This window comes from Marinomonas hwangdonensis, assembly GCF_003721245.1.
Taxonomy (GTDB): domain Bacteria; phylum Pseudomonadota; class Gammaproteobacteria; order Pseudomonadales; family Marinomonadaceae; genus Marinomonas; species Marinomonas hwangdonensis.
Window position 1 is genome coordinate 222,611 of sequence record NZ_RIZG01000003.1, and the last position, 17,383, is coordinate 239,993.

Sequence of the window (17,383 nt, forward strand, 5' to 3'; positions counted from 1 at the left end):
TTTATTGAATTAAGAAATCGTCATAAACGGATAATCTGTATAACCTTCTTTACCAGACGTGTAGAAAGTATCTGGATTAGGCTCGTTTAATTCCGCTCCAGTTTGAACACGTTCAACAAAATCTGGGTTTGCAAGAATGCCTTTACCAAACGCCACACTGTCCGCTTGATTACTCTCAATAACCTGATGGGCTTCTTCAGGCGAGTAACCCATGTTGACCATTAAGTGACCTTTGTAGTGCTCCCGAGCCACACTGACCACATCCGCTTTTTGCTCCGCAAAGAAGTCTGCACGCATCAAATGTAAGTACGCCAAGTTAAATCGGTTTAAGTGTTCACTCAAAAAGCGAGTCCAAGCCACAGGGTCGCTTTCTTTCATACTTTGAAAACTGTTAAGCGGAGAAAGACGTAAACCCACGCGGCCACTGCCCAATACCTCAGTTACCGCATCAAGTACTTCCATCAAAAAGCGCGAACGATTCTCCAAAGAACCACCGTATTCATCAGTCCGTTGATTTGAACTTTCACGCAAAAATTGATCGATCAAATAACCATTCGCACCATGAATTTCTACGCCATCAAAGCCGGCTTCTTTCGCATTGATCGCGGCTTGACGGAAGTCATTCACAATGCTTTTTATCTCATCAACGGTTAATGCACGAGGTACTGCGTATGGTTTTTTACCTTCTGGTGTATGGGTTTCACCATCGATAGCAATGGCGCTGGCAGAAACCGACTCTTTGCCACCATTCAACAAAGGATGGGCTGCACGACCTGCATGCCAGATTTGCATAAAGATACGGCCGCCTTTTTCATGCACAGCTTTCGTTGTTAACTTCCAGCCTTCAATTTGCTCAGCGGAATACACGCCTGGATCATCACCAAACGCCGATGTCCCTTCTGTCACCATGGTGCATTCCGTGATCAACAACCCCGTGCTGGCACGTTGAGCATAATATTCTGCCATCAAGGCATTTGGCTGATGCCCAGGCGCACGTGTGCGAGTCAAAGGCGCCATAATAAAACGATTTGGTAACTCTAGATTTCCCATTTTTACTGGGCTAAACAGATTTTTTGCGGTGCTTGTCATTATGAACTCCAAAATAAGTTTCGGTCTTGATACCAAGGATAAACACTACATATGGCAGTTATTTTAAAATACAATCGCGTGCACTTTCTTTACTGAATACAGTACAAAAAATACTCTTTGTAAGACCTTGCAGGTCCTCTGTGCACGGTCTATATTGCCAGCCTTCTGACGATATTTTTATCGCCTTTCTTTGACCCTATGAAGCACTTTTTGTGTGGGGGAATTTCGCCATAATGACAACCAACGGTCTCGTCGCTCCTTTTGGCACCTTGCTAGGCATCGCTCCTGGGAATGTGCCCGTGTATTCATCTGATTATGATTCTGCCGACGACAACGAGTTACCCAATCGCCATGCCTACCGCAGTTATGTGGATGGTATTTTTATGGGATACAAATGGCAGTGTGTAGAATTTGCTCGTCGTTGGTTGTATCTCAACAAAGGCTACATCTTTGATGACGTCGCCATGGCCTACGATATTTTTCGCCTTACCTCGGCGCGCTTAATCACCGATGAAAGCCGCTTGCCGCTAAAATCGTTCCGTAATGGTTCATTGCGTCACCCTGAAGTGGGCGCCCTACTCATTTGGAACGAAGGTGGCGAATTTGAAATCACGGGTCATGTGGCAATTGTCACTAAAGTCTTGCCAGATCGTTTGTACTTGGTCGAGCAAAACGTCGGCCATCAGGTCTGGCAAGAAGGCCAAGACTATTCTCGAGTATTAGATGCTCGCATTAGCGAAGACGGCGGCTATTGGTTACGTTGTTCTTATGGTGATGCGTCGGTTATGGGCTGGGTAATACAAACTGACGATGATCTACATGCTGAAAATATTGCGCCTGAAGATCCGGCTTTATTTGATTTACAAATACGTCATGTACCCAACAAAGGCCAAGCATCTCGCGCTTGGTTAAATGTAGCGAATCCAGCAGAGGAAGCTTTTGTCGACATGATGGGTGGGCACAAACTCGCCAGTCGACAGGAAGACGACTACAAATACATGGTGATGACGGAAACCGCGGAACGAGAGCTAAAGCGCGCCACCAACGAATTACACGCCTTGTTTATGCACGCCACAGATTACGTTCTGCAAAACGAAGATCTGTTGTCCAGCTTTAACATTCCCTCTGCTTTATGGCCTAAAATCCATCAATCTTGGGACAACCGTCGCAACCAAATGATCACTGGGCGCTTTGATTTCAGCCTTTCCGCTCAAGGTATCAAGGTCTACGAATACAACTGTGACTCGGCATCTTGCTACATGGAAGCGGGCATTATTCAGGAGAAATGGGCTAAACATTATGGTGCGAATGAAGGCGAAGGCTCAGCAACAGAACTTGCCGATGAATTGATTGAAGCGTGGAAAAATAGCGATGTAAAAGGCGTGATTCACATCATGCAAGACACGGATCTAGAAGAAAATTACCACGCTCTTTTCATGAAACGTACCATGGAAAAAGCAGGCCTAAACTGCAAAGTCATCAAAGGCGTCAGCAGCCTACGCTGGGACGAAGACGGCGACGTAGTTGACGCGGATGGCGTGAAAATTCGTTGGGTATGGAAAACTTGGGCATGGGAAACCGCGCTGGATCAAATTCGTTCTGAATGTGACGACGACGAACAGCGCCTACGCAATTACCAAACGGATATGCCGCGTAATGAAGCACCGCGCTTGGTAGACGTTTTACTACGCAAAGGTGTCATGGTGTATGAGCCTCTTTGGACACTTATTCCTAGCAACAAGGCTATTTTGCCAGTGTTATGGATGCTTTTCCCCGATCATCCGTATTTATTAGAATCCTCTTTTGAGCTAAGCGATGCGTTAAAAACTAACGGTTACGTTAGCAAGCCTATCGCTGGTCGCTGTGGTTTTAACATCAGCCTATACGATGGCGAAGATGCCTTAATGGAAGAAACCGCTGGGCGTTTTTCCCATCAAGATCAAATATTTCAAGCTCTGTGGAAACTGCCTGACATTGAAGGTTACCGCTCACAAGTCTGTACTTTTTCGGTAGCGGGACACTTCGCTGGTAGCTGTTTACGAGTGGATCCAACCTTGGTCATCACCAAAGACAGTGATTTGATGACCTTGCGAGTTATTGCAAAGCATCGCTAATAATACTCTTTAATAAGCGGCAAATTAGTAAAAGTAAAAGAACGAGAGAAGAGAACAAAAGAAGAAAGGATGTCCGATAGCGCAAAGAAAGAACAATATCACCAGAAAAGGGAGTAACCGGCGATATTGTTCTTCTCTTTAACTACATCTTAGAAGTTATAGTTAAAACGAACTTTTCCTGCGGTGGTTTTGTCATTCGTTGTTGCGGCGACTTTGTCAGCCGTAGAATGTGATGCCGCAAAAGTAACGGTTGCGTTTTCAATGTCTAACAATGGCATAGAGTAAGCCACATATGTCGTTAGCAAGGATGGATCATCGCCTGTTTTATTGTCTACACTGGAGCTGATCAAACCTAAACCAAAGTTGCCATAGGTCATGTTAGCTGTCAAAGAGGACACTTTTTTGTCGGATACATCATTTTTGCTGGACGCTGCCGCCAAATTAACGTTGGCCGCGCCCACATTGAAGTTGGCCGCCAAACCGTAACCTGACATGTCCACTTTTTCAGTAGCACTTATATCGTAGCTAACGCTTTCGAAGCCTGCTGTATACGTCACGCTGTCTGTCATGATGGTGACAACAGGGCGAACACCAGAAATGGCAGTCGTTTCATCACCACCTGTATCGCCGTAAATAGTGCCTAGTTCAAACTTAACGTTTTCACTGGCATTAACATGAAGAGCAATTTGGCCACTATTGTCAGCACCAGCACGACCACGCGCATTACCTGCGTTATACACGGAAGTTTCATCACCACCCGCATGCTCAACCACAACGTCTTTGCCTAGTGGAAACAAGTTAGCCGCTTCAAAACGACCCGCTTGAAGATCCCATGCGCTGTTACCAAACTTTATAAACGCATCATCAACGCCTGTTGTTCCATCAGTTTTAAGCAATGCCGTTCCCTTACCGGAAACAAAGTTATCGCCTGCCGTATGCTCACCTGTCACATTTAAAGCAACACGGCCTGATTGTTTGTAAGTGCTATCACCTACAGATTTACTTATCGTGGTAGTGTCTAACTCGAAGTCTGCATTGAAAGCAGGGGCCGCGTGAATGGCGCCAGCGGATAAAAGACCAGTGACAATAGCAGTGTAAAGAATCGTTTTTTTCATAGTTTCAAACCCAAATGTTTGTTGTTTTTATAGTGACTGAATGCTTAAAAACATATGTTTTCGGTATTAATAATACATTTCAGTAACTTTATTACAACAAAACAACAGGGAAAAAAGTTCTTATTTTTTACTTAATTTTGCAACAAAACTTTTATTTTTAATAAGTCGTTGTTTTATATATAGATAATTATTAATAATAAATCGGTTTTCAGAGTAATGTGTAAAAACAAAGACAAGCAGGGAGCCTGAATAAGTTTTGTTAAGCTGGTGGGGATTTTAAAAATGAAATTTAACTACTTTTTCAGGCCGTGTACTAAAGTATTGATCAATCAGGCTTTTTCTGCTCAAACAATCCGCAAATTTTATTGCCGTATGAGCCCCATGAATTATGGTCGTGTTCGCGTTTGTCGTGGAGACAAGCCGGTACATTTCCGATAGGCGCGGGAAAACGCTGACGCGCTGACGAAGCCAAATTGATCCGCAAGGGCCGCGATCGGGATGGTCGTGTTTTTGATAAGACGATGCGCCTGTTGAAGTTTGCGCGCGAGTATGTATTTTTGTGGGCTAACGCCAAGCTGTTGTTGGCAAACAACATAAAAGTGACTTTCACTCATATTAAAATACTGCGCCAGCCACTCGTTGGTGAAAGTTTGATCCGTTTGGGAATCAATCAAAGCGTTCAGTACGGCCAGGTCCAACCGCTGATGCGCCACGCTACGCCAGACTTTGTCTTGCTCTGTTATTATGTCGGACACCTGCAACAAAATCATCGGCAACATTTGTGTGCTCACTCGGCGCCTAATCGCTGCATCGCCGTGCTGCAATTGTTTGGCGGTTAATGCCAAACACCCCATCAGTTCCACAGGCAATTGCGAAAACAGCGACGATGAGCACATCAAGGTATGCAATGAAACGCCTGAACTTTCCGCTATGTAGGTCATGAGCGGATCTTGTTGGTGTAAGTCAACCACCAGCAATTCACAGTCCTCAGACTGTCCAGAAAACAGATGTGGCACATGGTCAGGAGCCAAGGCAAAATGCCCTCGGCTCAAAGCACGCGACAGCGGTGGCAATTCGCAAGTCATCTTGCCTTGCCAGCCGATCAGAATTTGCGCGTGATCGTGTAGATGCTCTCCTTGCTGCAGGGCAATTAGGTTACGTCGAATTTCGCTTTGCATCGCTTTACGCCTATTCATTTACATCGTGTTTCCTGTCTTTATATCAACTCCTTTGCAGACTGCATAGCCTTGGCATGATTCATGGTAGTTTCGGTCAACTCTTGGCTGGCTTGGCAGGTTAGCATGATAACCATCCTCAACAGAGCAACGACTGACGTCACAAGGAGTCGCACTATGCACATTTCAGCAGACACATTACGCGAACGTTTAACCTGGCCAAACATGGTCGCGGCGCTGCGCGCTATTTTTGTGGCCGACGTACAGGCCCCCGTACGCCATCACCATTTTATGGATGTGCCCAACGCTCCCCAAGCCACTTTATTGCTGATGCCCGCGTGGATCGAAGGCCAATACCTCGGAGTGAAGCAAGTTAACGTCTTTCCTGGAAACAACGCACAGGGGCTACCTGGACTCACCAGTTTGTATACATTAAGCTGCGGAAAAACAGGCCAAACCTTGGCGCAAATGGATGGCAATGTCATCACCGCGATTCGCACCGCAGCGGCCTCGGCATTGGCGTCCTCGTTTTTATCACGGGATGACACACGCTCTATGCTGATGATTGGCGCTGGACGTATGGGTCATCATCTCATACCTGCCCATTGCAGTGTGCGGCCCATTGACACCGTATGGGTCTGGGATCGTAACCCTGATGTAGCGACCAATTTAGTAGAACAGGTGCGCGCTCAAGGTCTTAACGCTTACTTGTGCACCACTCAAGCTTTGCCTGACGTCGCTGGAGACGTTGACCTCATCAGCTGCGCCACCATGGCCAATGACCCTGTCCTTTTTGGTGCTTGGCTAAAACCGGGCGTACACGTCGATTTAGTAGGCAGTTTCACCCCAACTATGCGTGAAGTCGATAATGAGGCTATGCAAAAAGCGGCTATTTTTGTCGATACGCGGGCGGGTGCGCTGGCAGAAACTGGCGATCTGATTATCCCGATTAAGGAAGGCGCTATCGCGGCGACTGACATACACGCTGAGCTGACCGAACTGTGTGGTCACACCCATGCAGGCAGACAGGCACTTGCCGAGCCAGATCAGGCCATCACTATCTTTAAATCGGTGGGGGATTCCCGCGAAGACCTAGCGGCGGCTATTTTGGCCTATGAGCAAGCATGATGTACCACCCAACTGAAAACCATTCTGCCTCGTCTTCACCAATGACTTTCGCTGTTGTTGGTGCTGGCGTGGTGGGGCTTTGTGTCGCATTAGAAGCCCAACGAGCCGGCTATAAGGTCACCTTGGTAGATGAAAAATTACCGGGCACAGCCACTTCTTCCGGAAATGCAGGGTATTTAGCCACTGAGATCATCGACCCTTTGGGCACACCTGAGGTGCTGCGCTCGGCATTTAAGCTCTGGTTAGATCCAAACGGCCCCATTTGTACTCCTATTCGCTACGCGTTAAAAGCCGCCCCCTGGTATTGGCGTTTTGTCCAAGCCGCCCAAGCGGAACCCGCGCAGCGCGGCACAGAGATGATCCATCAGTTGAATCGATTGGCGGTCGATGCGTGGCGACGAACCCTAACAGACATTGGCGCAGACGCTCTAATGGTGAAAGGTGGACACCTAGTCGTGTGGCAAAACCCTAACAATCGCCACGCCGCGCATCAACTGATCGATAAGATGCAGCGTTACGATATCGCGTGTGAACTGGTTGAAGGACAAACCTTAGCCCAGCTCGAGCCTGAACTCAGTGAGACCCTGAGCCATGCGGTGTTTTTCCCGGACATTTATCGCTTATCCGACCCTCATGAAGTGTGTCGGGCCTTGTTTGCTGCCTTTTTGGCACGAGGGGGAGATTTCATTCATCAGCGCGTGCACACATTGAAGGCCGCATCGACTGAAATACAGCTCGGTCTCATAGAAAAGTCGATGACCTTTGACAAGGTGGCGATTTGTGGCGGTGCTTGGAGCAAAAGCCTACTAGAACAGGTGGATATTCAGGTGCCTTTAGAAGCCGAACGCGGTTACCACGTCACCTTCCCCAATGATGCGACCCGCATTCATCACACCATACTGTCGGCCGAACGCAAGCTGGTGCTGTCGCCTTTAAACTCGGGATTGCGCGCCGTAGGGATGAGTGAAATTGGGGGGGTGCATTTGCCGCCTATTCAAAAGCGCTATCAGGTATTGCGTGCACAAACTCAAGGCTTGTTACCAAAGCTGTTTGACAACCCGACACTTCAATCAAGCGAATGGATGGGGCATCGACCGTCTTTGCCCGATTCTTTGCCAGTGATTGACCTGCATCCGCGTTACCCGAGATTGTGCTTCGCGTTTGGCCACCAACATTTGGGGATTACGCAAGCGGCGATTAGCGCGGAATTGCTGCTCGCCAAAGTCGAGCATCGCCCGACGGCGGTTCCGATGGACGCGTTACGCGTTAACCGCTTTTAAACTCGGTATTGCACTCTAGGATGTCGGTTAAGTGAGCCAAAGACTCTTCATAAAGTGACCTAAGCGCAACAATGTCATCGCTGTGGTCATTTTGACTCATATTGAGCGAATTGCGGTCGCTGTCATGATGCTCTAAGCGTCGAAACGCCGCGGCCAAGGTTTGCGCACCGACCGCATCGGCGTCACCCGCCAAACGGTGGGCAATATCGGCCAATTCGTACCAATCTTGTTGATCATTCATGTCGCTCAATTCGTCCAAGCCGCGCACCATGGCAGAGGAAAATAAGGCCACCAGTTTTTGCAGGCGCTGTTTACCCAGTGCCGTCAAATGAGAGTAAATCAGACTGGTATTGATCAAACCAATGCTCACATGATGATCCATGACAATCTGGCTATTACGATCCAGTTGCTCCCCCATCACTTGGTACAAGAGTTCCCGGTTAAAGGGCTTAGGAATGACGGCACGAATGCCAATATCGTGGCACTGTTTCACATTGCTGGGCAGTACATTGGCGGTCAATGCCACAATCGGGGTCGTGGCGTTCATCTGCTGACCATGGCGAATTTGGTCGGCGACATCAAGCCCACTCAGTGAGGGTAAATGAATGTCCATTAAGATCAAATCGAAAGGCTGCTGATTGGCTTTTTGCAGCGCTTCTTGACCATCCACGGCCAAGGTTACCTGATGGCCATCTTGTTCTAAAAGCTCGGTGGTAACCGCTTGATTAATCGGCGTATCTTCCACCAAAAGCACCGACATGGGCGCTAATTTTAGGGGTGCTTTCATTTCTTCTGTAACCAGGCTTTGCCCTTCATCAAGCGGTGTAAGCGGCACATAAAACCAAAATACGCTTCCCCGTCCTTCTTCACTCTCTACGCCCATTTCACCCTCTAACACACGCACCAATTGCGCGGTGATCGCCAACCCTAAGCCAGTGCCACCAAAGCGCCGTGTAACGCTGTCATCAGCTTGACTAAAGCGTTCAAAAATATGCGCTAGATATTGATCGGGAATGCCCATACCCGTGTCTTCTACTTCAATGATGACGCCACCTTGGTGCTCAGTATGATCGTTGGCGGGCATCACCGATAAGGTAACTGTGCCGTCGCGCGTGAACTTGATGGCATTGGACACCAGATTCGACAAAATTTGTCGCAGCGCCCCTGCCGCACCTTGATAACGGTCTGGAATCGAGTCGCTAATGTGCACATTGAGCTGGGTATTTTGTTTCTGCGCTTGCGCTGTAAACAGCAAACTCGTGGAGTTCACTAATTCACTGATTGAAAAAGGTCGTATTTCAGGGCTGTACATGCCCTCTTCCAAACGAGCATAGTCCAACAAGCCGTTTAGTATTTCTAATAAGGCGTCGCCCGACTGGTAGATAGCCGCGAGCTTCTCTCGGCTTTGTGGCAATTGCGGCTGACTTTGCAATAGCTCCACCATTCCCAAAATACCGTTCAATGGGGTTTTGATTTCATGACTCATGGTGGCCAGAAACTGGCTCTTGGCTAAATTCGCTTTTTCGGCGGTTTCTTTGGCGTCTTGCAGGCGTCGAGTACGACGACTCACCTGCTCTTGCAACTGATCTCGGTGATAGCGTAGTTCGGCTTCTATCACATCTTTTTGCTTGATATCCGCTAAAATTGCCTCGCGCATGTCGTTCATCGCGTTGACCACTGAATCAATCTCGTCACTCTCGGCCCGGGCGGTTTTGTGCGGCAACACCAATTTTTGTTTTAAATTTCCTGCGCCAATAGAACGAGTGTAACTGGCCATATATTCCAGATGACGCGTCACCATAAAATACACAATCAGTAGCAACAAAACACCATTGATCAAGACTAACAAGCTCTGGAATAAGGCAATCTCGATGGCGGATCGGAGTAATTTTGACTGCATGGCGGCAATGTCATGATAAACAGTCAATTCGCCCAATAAACGGTCAGTCTGCTGGCCATCTCGGTTGATGTAGTAAATGGGTAAACGGGTGGCCCCCGCGTGACGAAAAGCCTGACCCAACCCTTTTTGGTTGCTGATGGCATTTTTATCACCCACAATAATGTCGTTTTGCCAGTCGGCGGAATGCAGGGTTACCGCGCTGACGTTGGTAAAGTTCATGATGCCTTTGAGCTGCAATTCCAATTGTTCACTGTCCAGGTCCCACAACCCTTTGCGGACGCCTTCTATGTGGGAAGAGGTGATGTAATCGGTTTGTTGTTGCATGGAGACGGTTTCCCGACGATATTCATTGAATACCTGAATACTGGTCGAAATCAGCGCTAATACTAGGCTTAATGACAGCAGCTTGATGAAAATTCGGTACGCCAATGGATGAGTTTGCTTATAACGCAACCAATTCGGCATTAACGCCAGCTTGCTTGTTTGGCTCATAATGAATCATCCAACTCAGGGTCTAAACCAAGATCTGTGGTGTAAATTTGGTAATAGCGCGCAACCAACTCGCTCACGACATCAGGCTCTGCTAACACCTGATTCAGGCGCTGATTTAACAGGGGCAACCAAGGCACAAGTGGCGATTGCTTTGATATCGCCAAGTACCAAAAATCGCTCACATCGGTTTTAGTCGAACCAATTTGCTTTTTTAATCCTAGGCGCTGAAGATCTAACTGCCCCGACAGCTTACCCATGGGCACCACGTCTAAGCGGTTATCTGCCAGTTTTAATAAGTTCTGATCCTGCGTCGATACAAACTCCAAACTGGGGTACTCTTGGAGCGCGGCATCCACTTCATTACCAAAGCTGTCCCCCATCAGCACCCCAACTCGAAGGCCAGACAAGGCGGTCCAATCGGTAAAATTCAAGGGTTGTTTTATCGGATAATATAGGTAGATGGTCTCTCGAATGACCGGAGCGTCTAGGAAAATGGCGTACTCTTGGCGTCGCTTGGTCTTAAAACCAGACAACATATCCACATTGCCCAGCTCGACTTCTTTTAAGCAACGCCGCCAGTTACTGTTTTGACGAGTGTCTACTGTCACCCCTAAGGGTTCCAATAAAAGGCGCATCACGGCGACATTCACGCCGTCCGTCTGTCCTTGATTGTTTACCCACGACACGGGGGGGTAAGCACTATTGCCACAGACGGTGACGGTTAACTCAGCCAGTCCCTTCAAAGGTGGTACAGTCACATCCTGTTGCAAGGAAGACAAGGTGGAGGCGTTTAGGCCAAACGACACGCTCAGCCAAAATAGGCTGCATAAAACACGAACGGGATTCGCAATTACGCTGACTCGCATGACACATCATCGGTGTGTGTACTTAAAAGATAACCCACACCATGTACGGTAATGATCATTTGCGGACACAGTGGGTCTTCACTTAATTTACGACGGATTCGACCGATCAACACATCTATAGTGCGATCCGTGGCGTTCCAAGTGCGGTTCTTAATTCGATCCATCAGCTGATCTCGCGTTAATGCCTCGCCTTCGCTGGCTTTTAAGGCTAACAGCAATTGAAACTCTCCCTCTGTCAGCTGGCTGACACTGCGATCTGATTTGACCAAGACACGGCGCGCCGTATCCAGCTGCCAAGTACCAATGGCGCGCATCACCGGCTCTTCACTTTGTTTTTTCTCCGACTCGCGCTGTTTTTGCACACGGCGGATCAGATTTTTACCGCGGGCCAGCATCTCTCTTGCATTAAAGGGTTTGCAGACATACTCATCGGCTCCACATTCCAAGCCAATGATACGGTCAATATCGTCTTGTTTGCCCGTCACCAAAATAATGCCCACTTCTGAGCGGCTGCGTAACTCACGGGTTAATGTAAGGCCGTCTTTGCCAGGCAAACGAATGTCCAACAAGATGAGGTCAAACTCCTGCTCGCTTAAAAGCTGCTCAGCGGCCTCGGCGGTCTCTGCGCCAGTCACAGTGTACCCTTCTGCGGCAAAATAGCTTTCGAGTGTTTCTCTAATGACGCTTGAATCGTCTACGACGAGTATTTTAATGTCTGACATCAACATGTTTAAGTACTGCAAAAGGTAAGAGGTGAATCGAATATTTCCTGCATTGAAGCATTGAAATGACACTTACTGTAATGACTTTTTTATAACACGTTTCACTATAATTACTTTCACTATATCAACTAAGGTCAAAAAAAATAAGTCGACGACATGACACAAAACGCCGATCAATTTCATGTAAAGAAGTACGTCATTTATAAACAGCTGTTTACAAACTAGCACAAGAATCGCCAAAACAAACACTTTCTTCACGAAAATGAGGAATCTGGTCAGCCATCATGACACAGGGATGGCACTCGTATGACAGAGATAACAGGCAGGATAATCAAGCATTGTCGTTTTTTTATTCCAAATCCGCCTTAAAAAAGCAAATTTAACGCATTTATCAGCATATAAATGCGGATACATAAGCCGTGTTACGCCCTCATAGACTTTCCATTGGTGCCTTCGTCACTTTCACATTGTTCATACAAAGTATTACGACCTGTTTGTGAATTCGCTTGTCATCCTTGCTATATCTAAAGATATGAAAAGTAAAGGGAAGCATTTCTTGCGGCTGACTTTGGCTTTTTTACACCTAATTATAAAAGCAAGACAAGGAACTCATGATGACAACAAACACCTCCAGCAACGGTGAGATGCAAAAGCCAAGCTTACAGCTTGCTCTTGTTCCCGTCGTTTTAACATTGATTCTATTAGGCATACAAATTTTCTACTTTGGCGATTTCACGCCGCATATCCCCCTCGCTATCGGTTTGGCACTCACCGCCTTGGTAGGCATCAAACAAGGCTTACGCTGGAAACAAATTGAGGAAGGCATCTTCCGCGTTATTCACGTGTCTATGCCCTCTGTTTCGGTCCTCATTCTAGTGGGTATGCTGGTGGGGGTTTGGATCGCCAGTGGTACCGTACCAACGCTCATTTATTATGGTTTAACCCTACTTTCACCACAAATTTTCTTAGCCGCTGCAATGATTCTTTGTGCGGTCGTTTCTTTGTCTCTTGGTACGTCTTGGGGCACAGTAGGTACCGTAGGTCTGGCTCTAATGGGCATAGGTGCAGGGTTTGAAATCCCCATGTACTGGACAGCGGGCGCTGTTGTATCAGGCGCGTTTTTTGGCGATAAAGTCTCTCCTTTATCAGACACGACTAACTTGGCTCCAGCGGTCACTGGCACCGATGTTTTCTCTCACATCAAAAATATGATGCCAACGACCGTGCCTGCCATGTTGGCGGCGTTAGTGATTTATCTTATTGCGGGCTTTACCCTGATTGATAACGACAACGGTTCTTTTGAACGCATCACTGCCATTACAACGTCGCTGCAAAACAACTTTGAAATCTCGGCTTGGTTGCTGGCTCCGGCCCTTGTGGTCATTGTGCTAGCGGTACGTCGTATGCCTCCTATCCCATCGCTTTTTGCAGGTGTGGTTGCGGGTGCTATTGTTGCCGCTTTCACGCAAGGAGCAGGCATTCACGATATCATTACTTACGCGAACAGCGGCTACTCTATCACCACCAGTTCAGACTCCATCAACAGTTTGCTGAATCGCGGTGGTATTCAGTCCATGATGTGGACCATCTCCTTGATCTTAATCGCCTTGGGGTTTGGTGGCGCACTGGAAAGAACGGGTTGCCTTGAGTCTATTATTAGCTCAATCATGACGAAGGTATCGACTTTCCGTGGCGTACAAACATCCGCCACACTGACTTCTGTCGCCACCAACCTTGTCGCAGGCGACCCGTACCTTTCTATCGCATTGCCTGGCCGCATGTATGCTCCTGTTTATCGTGGCATGAAGTACTCTACGCTAAACCTTTCGCGTGCCATTGAAGAAGGCGGCACCTTGGTGTCACCACTTATTCCTTGGAATGCGGGTGGTGCCTTTGTTATCGGCGCTTTGGGTCTGACGATTGGTGACGGTAACTTTGAAAACTTACTGTATATCCCATTAGCCTTTGCGTGCTGGCTATCTCCCGTTATTGGTTTGTTCTACGCTCAATTTGGCTTCTTCTCGCCAAAAGCCACTGCCGAAGAGCAAGCCGACTGGGAGAAAAAAGGCGAATTAATCATGGAATACAATACATCCACTAAATAAGCCTCACACCAAAAACAAAAAGCAGAACGTGATCAGGTTCTGCTTTTTTTTTGTATTTAAAGCACCAAACTCATTAAGACGAAGTGCTAGACTAGACGTTTCAATTTGTATTATGAACATCAGCGAGACATTCATGAGCTTTGCGTCTTTAGGACTTCACCCAGACATTTTAAATCAGGTAAGCGAGCTGGGTTACACCACACCAACGCCCATCCAAACTGCCGCCATCCCGACGGTGTTAGAAGGCAGAGACGTCATGGCTGGCGCGCAAACTGGCACAGGCAAAACCGCGGCGTTTGCACTACCGCTCCTACACCGAATACTTCACCAAAAAAGCATAAAACAGACTGACGGTATCCAAATTCTTGTGCTCACCCCCACCCGTGAATTGGCGCAACAGGTTCATGCCAGCTTTGTAAAATACGGGCAAAATCTCCCTATAAAATCGGTTGTGGCATATGGGGGCGCCAGTATTAATGTCCAACTTGATGCTCTAAAGCAAGGCTGTGATGTCTTGGTTGCCACGCCTGGGCGTTTGCTCGAGCTCATCATGAAAAACCTCATTGACGTCAGTACATTACAGACTTTAGTGTTAGATGAAGCAGACAGAATGTTGGACATGGGCTTTATCATCGACATCCAACGAATCCTAAAAAAACTGCCTGAAATACGACAAACACTGTTTTTTTCCGCAACCTTCAATGATGACATTTTTACCCTGAGTAAAACCTTACTAAACAATCCACAGTTAATCGAAGTGGACCATCGCAATACCACAGCAACTCAGGTGGAACAGCGCGTTTATGCCGTAGACAAAGACCAAAAAAGCGCATTGCTTTCTTTTCTGATCGGTTCGAAGAATTGGCAACAAGTGCTCATTTTCACACGCACCAAACAAGGTGCCGACGAGCTCGCCACAGAAATGCAAAAAGACGGTATCGCCACGCAATCCATCCATGGTGACAAATCCCAAGGCGCTCGGGACCGTGTGTTGGCCGATTTTAAAGCCGGAAAAATCAGAGCACTGGTCGCCACTGATGTGGCGGCAAGAGGCATCGACATTGATCAATTACACTACGTGGTCAATCATGAGCTCCCTTATAACGCGGAAGATTATATTCACCGTATAGGACGCACAGGACGCGCGGGCACATCAGGACTGGCCATTTCGTTAGTCACAGAAGCAGAGCGCTATCTGTTAGCCGACATTGAAAAGCTTCTCAACGAATCGTTTGTGGTGCAATGGTTACCGGGATTTGAGCCAGACCCAAATAAATTAATCCAAGCCACCACAAAACGCGCGCCCTCTAAAAAGGCATTGAGAGCCAAGGCGTTAGGCCTCAATACAGCGAAAGACAAAAAACCCAACAGAAAACGTCGCTGAATACCTCGACTTAGGGTAAATTTGGTGATTAAGCAAAATCTTTTGCACTGGCTTGAGCCATGGCGCAGAAAAACGCCATCATTATTGCTACTATTGATTTATCTGATAACGTAGACACTAGCCCCTGATCAAAGCGGCAGGTATTAACTTCAATGACATGGTTGAGTAACGAGAACATATGATTAAAAAACGCATTGCTGTCTCCTTAAACCGTGTCATTTGTCATTCAATCACTGTATAACGAGCCACATGAAAATCCCAAAAAGAATACAACCCCTCATCGAAGATGGCTTAATAGACGAAGTGCTTCGACAACTCATGAGCGGAAAAGAAGCCACCGTCTATGTGGTAAGGTGTGGCACAGAAATACGCTGCGCTAAAGTGTACAAAGAGGCGGGTAAACGCAGTTTTAAACAAGCGGTTCAATACCGAGAAGGCCGAAAGGTGCGCAACAGCCGCCGTTCTCGTGCTATGGAAAAAGGCTCTAAATTTGGTCGAGACGAGCAGGAAGATTTATGGCAAAGCGCCGAAATCGATGCCATGTTCCGCTTGGCTGAGGCTGGCGTCAGGGTGCCTGTACCCTATGGCTGTTTTGATGGCGTCCTTATCATGGAGCTGGTCACAGACGACAACGGTGAAGTTGCGCCGCGCTTAAACGATGTAGTACTCACCGCCGAACAGGCACGACGAGACCATGATGCGATTATAAAAGATGTGGTTCGCATGCTTTGCGAAGGCTTAGTACACGGTGACCTATCAGAGTTTAACGTTCTGGTAGACTCCAACGGCCCCGTGATTATTGACTTTCCTCAAGCGGTCGACGCGGCCGCCAATAACAACGCGGAATGGATGTTTGAACGTGACGTCAACAACATGCGCAACTATTACGGCATGTTCGATCCTGACTTGTTGGAAACCAAGTACGCCAAAGAAATCTGGGCGCTTTTTGAAGCGGGTAAGCTAACACCTCATACCGAGCTAACCGGCCATTTTGAAGAACCAACAGAAGAAGCCGATGTTGACTCCGTTCTGCAAGAGATCAAAGAAGCGTTCGAAGAAGAGCAAGACAGATTGGCTCGTATCAACAGCGCCAACGAAGAGGACAATTAATCCCTCATAGGCGCTTTTTTAACCAAGCATTTCCTGTATAATCACGCTCCGCATTTGACCAGCTGGTCAAATGCGAGACATTAGTCAAAAACCATTGTGCGCTTGTTGGCTTCCATTCGAGCGCTTTAATTTGGGTTCCCTCACCCCAATCAAACGAAAAAGGTCACATATGAATACGTTTACCCCTGCACAACAGAGCAAAGCTCTGATTTATCTTGCTTTGTTTCACCTAGTAATTATTGCTTCCAGCAACTATCTGGTACAACTGCCCTTTACCATCTTAGGCTTCCACACTACGTGGGGCGCCTTTACTTTCCCTTTTATCTTTTTAGCCACTGACCTGACTGTGCGAATTTTTGGCGCACCGTTAGCACGTAAAATCATCTTTTTGGTGATGATACCGTCTTTAATCCTGTCTTATGTGCTGTCCGTCTTATTTGCTCAAGGGGAGTTTCAAGGTTTTGCGGCATTAGAGACATACAACAGTTTTGTCGGACGCATCGCCATTGCCAGCTTAATGGCCTACTTGCTAGGACAAGTATTGGACATTCAAGTATTCAATCGACTACGCCAACTAAAACAGTGGTGGATCGCTCCGGCTGCCTCCACGTTATTGGGCAATGGATTGGATACCTTGGCCTTCTTCGGCATAGCCTTTTACCAAAGTCCTGACCCATTTATGGCGCAGCATTGGCAAGAAATCGCCTTGGCAGATTTTGCCTTTAAGCTCATCGTGAGCTTGGGGTTATTCATCCCGCTATACGGCGTGTTATTGGCTTACTTGACCAAAAAGCTCACGCATATTCGAGACAAAACAATACCTCTGAATAACAAAGAGGCTCGCGTTTAAAACGCTGCCCACAAACAGAAAGCGCGGATAGGTCCATAACCTGATCCGCGTTT

Annotated in this window: 13 protein-coding genes; 7 read left to right on the forward strand and 6 right to left on the reverse strand. The window is 47.4% G+C overall.

Translation table 11 applies throughout. From position 1 onward, the window contains the following. Positions 1-9 precede the first annotated feature (9 nt). Positions 10-1,089 carry an alkene reductase gene (locus EBI00_RS06590; protein ID WP_123095130.1) on the reverse strand — a complete coding sequence of 360 codons (1,080 nt, stop codon included), beginning with the start codon at positions 1,087-1,089 and terminating at the stop codon, positions 10-12. A 233-nt stretch (positions 1,090-1,322) separates the two neighbouring features. Between EBI00_RS06590 and gss the strand changes: the two genes are divergently transcribed. Next, positions 1,323-3,203 carry a bifunctional glutathionylspermidine amidase/synthase gene (gene gss, locus EBI00_RS06595; RefSeq protein WP_123095131.1) on the forward strand — a complete coding sequence of 627 codons (1,881 nt, stop codon included), beginning with the start codon at positions 1,323-1,325 and terminating at the stop codon, positions 3,201-3,203. A gap of 149 nt (positions 3,204-3,352) precedes the next feature. Here gss and EBI00_RS06600 read toward each other — a convergent pair whose 3' ends face one another. After that, the gene (locus EBI00_RS06600) at positions 3,353-4,318 is read right to left on the reverse strand and encodes a carbohydrate porin (protein ID WP_123095132.1); all 966 of its coding nucleotides are present in this window, start codon (positions 4,316-4,318) and stop codon (positions 3,353-3,355) included. Positions 4,319-4,704: 386 nt separating this feature from the next. Beyond that, entirely contained in the window at positions 4,705-5,514 is an 810-nt protein-coding gene (locus EBI00_RS06605) for an AraC family transcriptional regulator (protein WP_123095133.1), read from the reverse strand. 156 nt (positions 5,515-5,670) lie between these two features. Between EBI00_RS06605 and lhpI the strand changes: the two genes are divergently transcribed. Together lhpI and EBI00_RS06615 are read left to right on the forward strand one after the other, a co-directional pair. Then, positions 5,671-6,621, forward strand: a complete 951-nt coding sequence (lhpI, locus tag EBI00_RS06610) for a bifunctional Delta(1)-pyrroline-2-carboxylate/Delta(1)-piperideine-2-carboxylate reductase (RefSeq protein WP_123095134.1) — start codon at positions 5,671-5,673, stop codon at positions 6,619-6,621. Next, on the forward strand, positions 6,618-7,901 hold the full coding sequence (locus tag EBI00_RS06615) for an NAD(P)/FAD-dependent oxidoreductase (RefSeq protein WP_123095135.1): 1,284 nt from the start codon (positions 6,618-6,620) through the stop codon (positions 7,899-7,901). The genes lhpI and EBI00_RS06615 overlap by 4 nt, the downstream gene beginning before the upstream one ends. Here the strand turns inward: EBI00_RS06615 and EBI00_RS06620 are convergent. From EBI00_RS06620 to EBI00_RS06630, 3 genes are read right to left on the reverse strand one after another with little or no spacing between them, the layout of a single operon-like run. Continuing rightward, positions 7,888-10,293 (reverse strand): ATP-binding protein, encoded by a 2,406-nt coding sequence (locus EBI00_RS06620; protein ID WP_123095136.1) that lies wholly within the window; start codon positions 10,291-10,293, stop codon positions 7,888-7,890. The two genes, EBI00_RS06615 and EBI00_RS06620, sit on opposite strands and share 14 nt — an antisense overlap. Next, entirely contained in the window at positions 10,290-11,159 is an 870-nt protein-coding gene (locus EBI00_RS06625; RefSeq protein WP_123095137.1) for a substrate-binding periplasmic protein, read from the reverse strand. The genes EBI00_RS06620 and EBI00_RS06625 overlap by 4 nt, the downstream gene beginning before the upstream one ends. Continuing rightward, a complete protein-coding gene (locus EBI00_RS06630) occupies positions 11,144-11,887 on the reverse strand; it encodes a response regulator (protein ID WP_123095395.1) in 744 nt (247 codons plus the stop codon). The genes EBI00_RS06625 and EBI00_RS06630 overlap by 16 nt, the downstream gene beginning before the upstream one ends. Before the next feature lie 608 nt (positions 11,888-12,495). Between EBI00_RS06630 and nhaC the strand changes: the two genes are divergently transcribed. From nhaC to EBI00_RS06650, 4 genes are all read left to right on the forward strand, one after another. Further along, a complete protein-coding gene (gene nhaC / locus EBI00_RS06635; RefSeq protein WP_206612557.1) occupies positions 12,496-13,986 on the forward strand; it encodes a Na+/H+ antiporter NhaC in 1,491 nt (496 codons plus the stop codon). 133 nt (positions 13,987-14,119) lie between these two features. Further along, entirely contained in the window at positions 14,120-15,370 is a 1,251-nt protein-coding gene (locus tag EBI00_RS06640; protein WP_123095138.1) for a DEAD/DEAH box helicase, read from the forward strand. A 249-nt stretch (positions 15,371-15,619) separates the two neighbouring features. Continuing rightward, positions 15,620-16,480 carry a PA4780 family RIO1-like protein kinase gene (locus EBI00_RS06645; RefSeq protein ID WP_123095139.1) on the forward strand — a complete coding sequence of 287 codons (861 nt, stop codon included), beginning with the start codon at positions 15,620-15,622 and terminating at the stop codon, positions 16,478-16,480. Between the two features lie 169 nt (positions 16,481-16,649). After that, positions 16,650-17,330 carry a 7-cyano-7-deazaguanine/7-aminomethyl-7-deazaguanine transporter gene (locus EBI00_RS06650; protein WP_123095140.1) on the forward strand — a complete coding sequence of 227 codons (681 nt, stop codon included), beginning with the start codon at positions 16,650-16,652 and terminating at the stop codon, positions 17,328-17,330. The last annotated feature ends 53 nt before the right edge of the window (positions 17,331-17,383 follow it).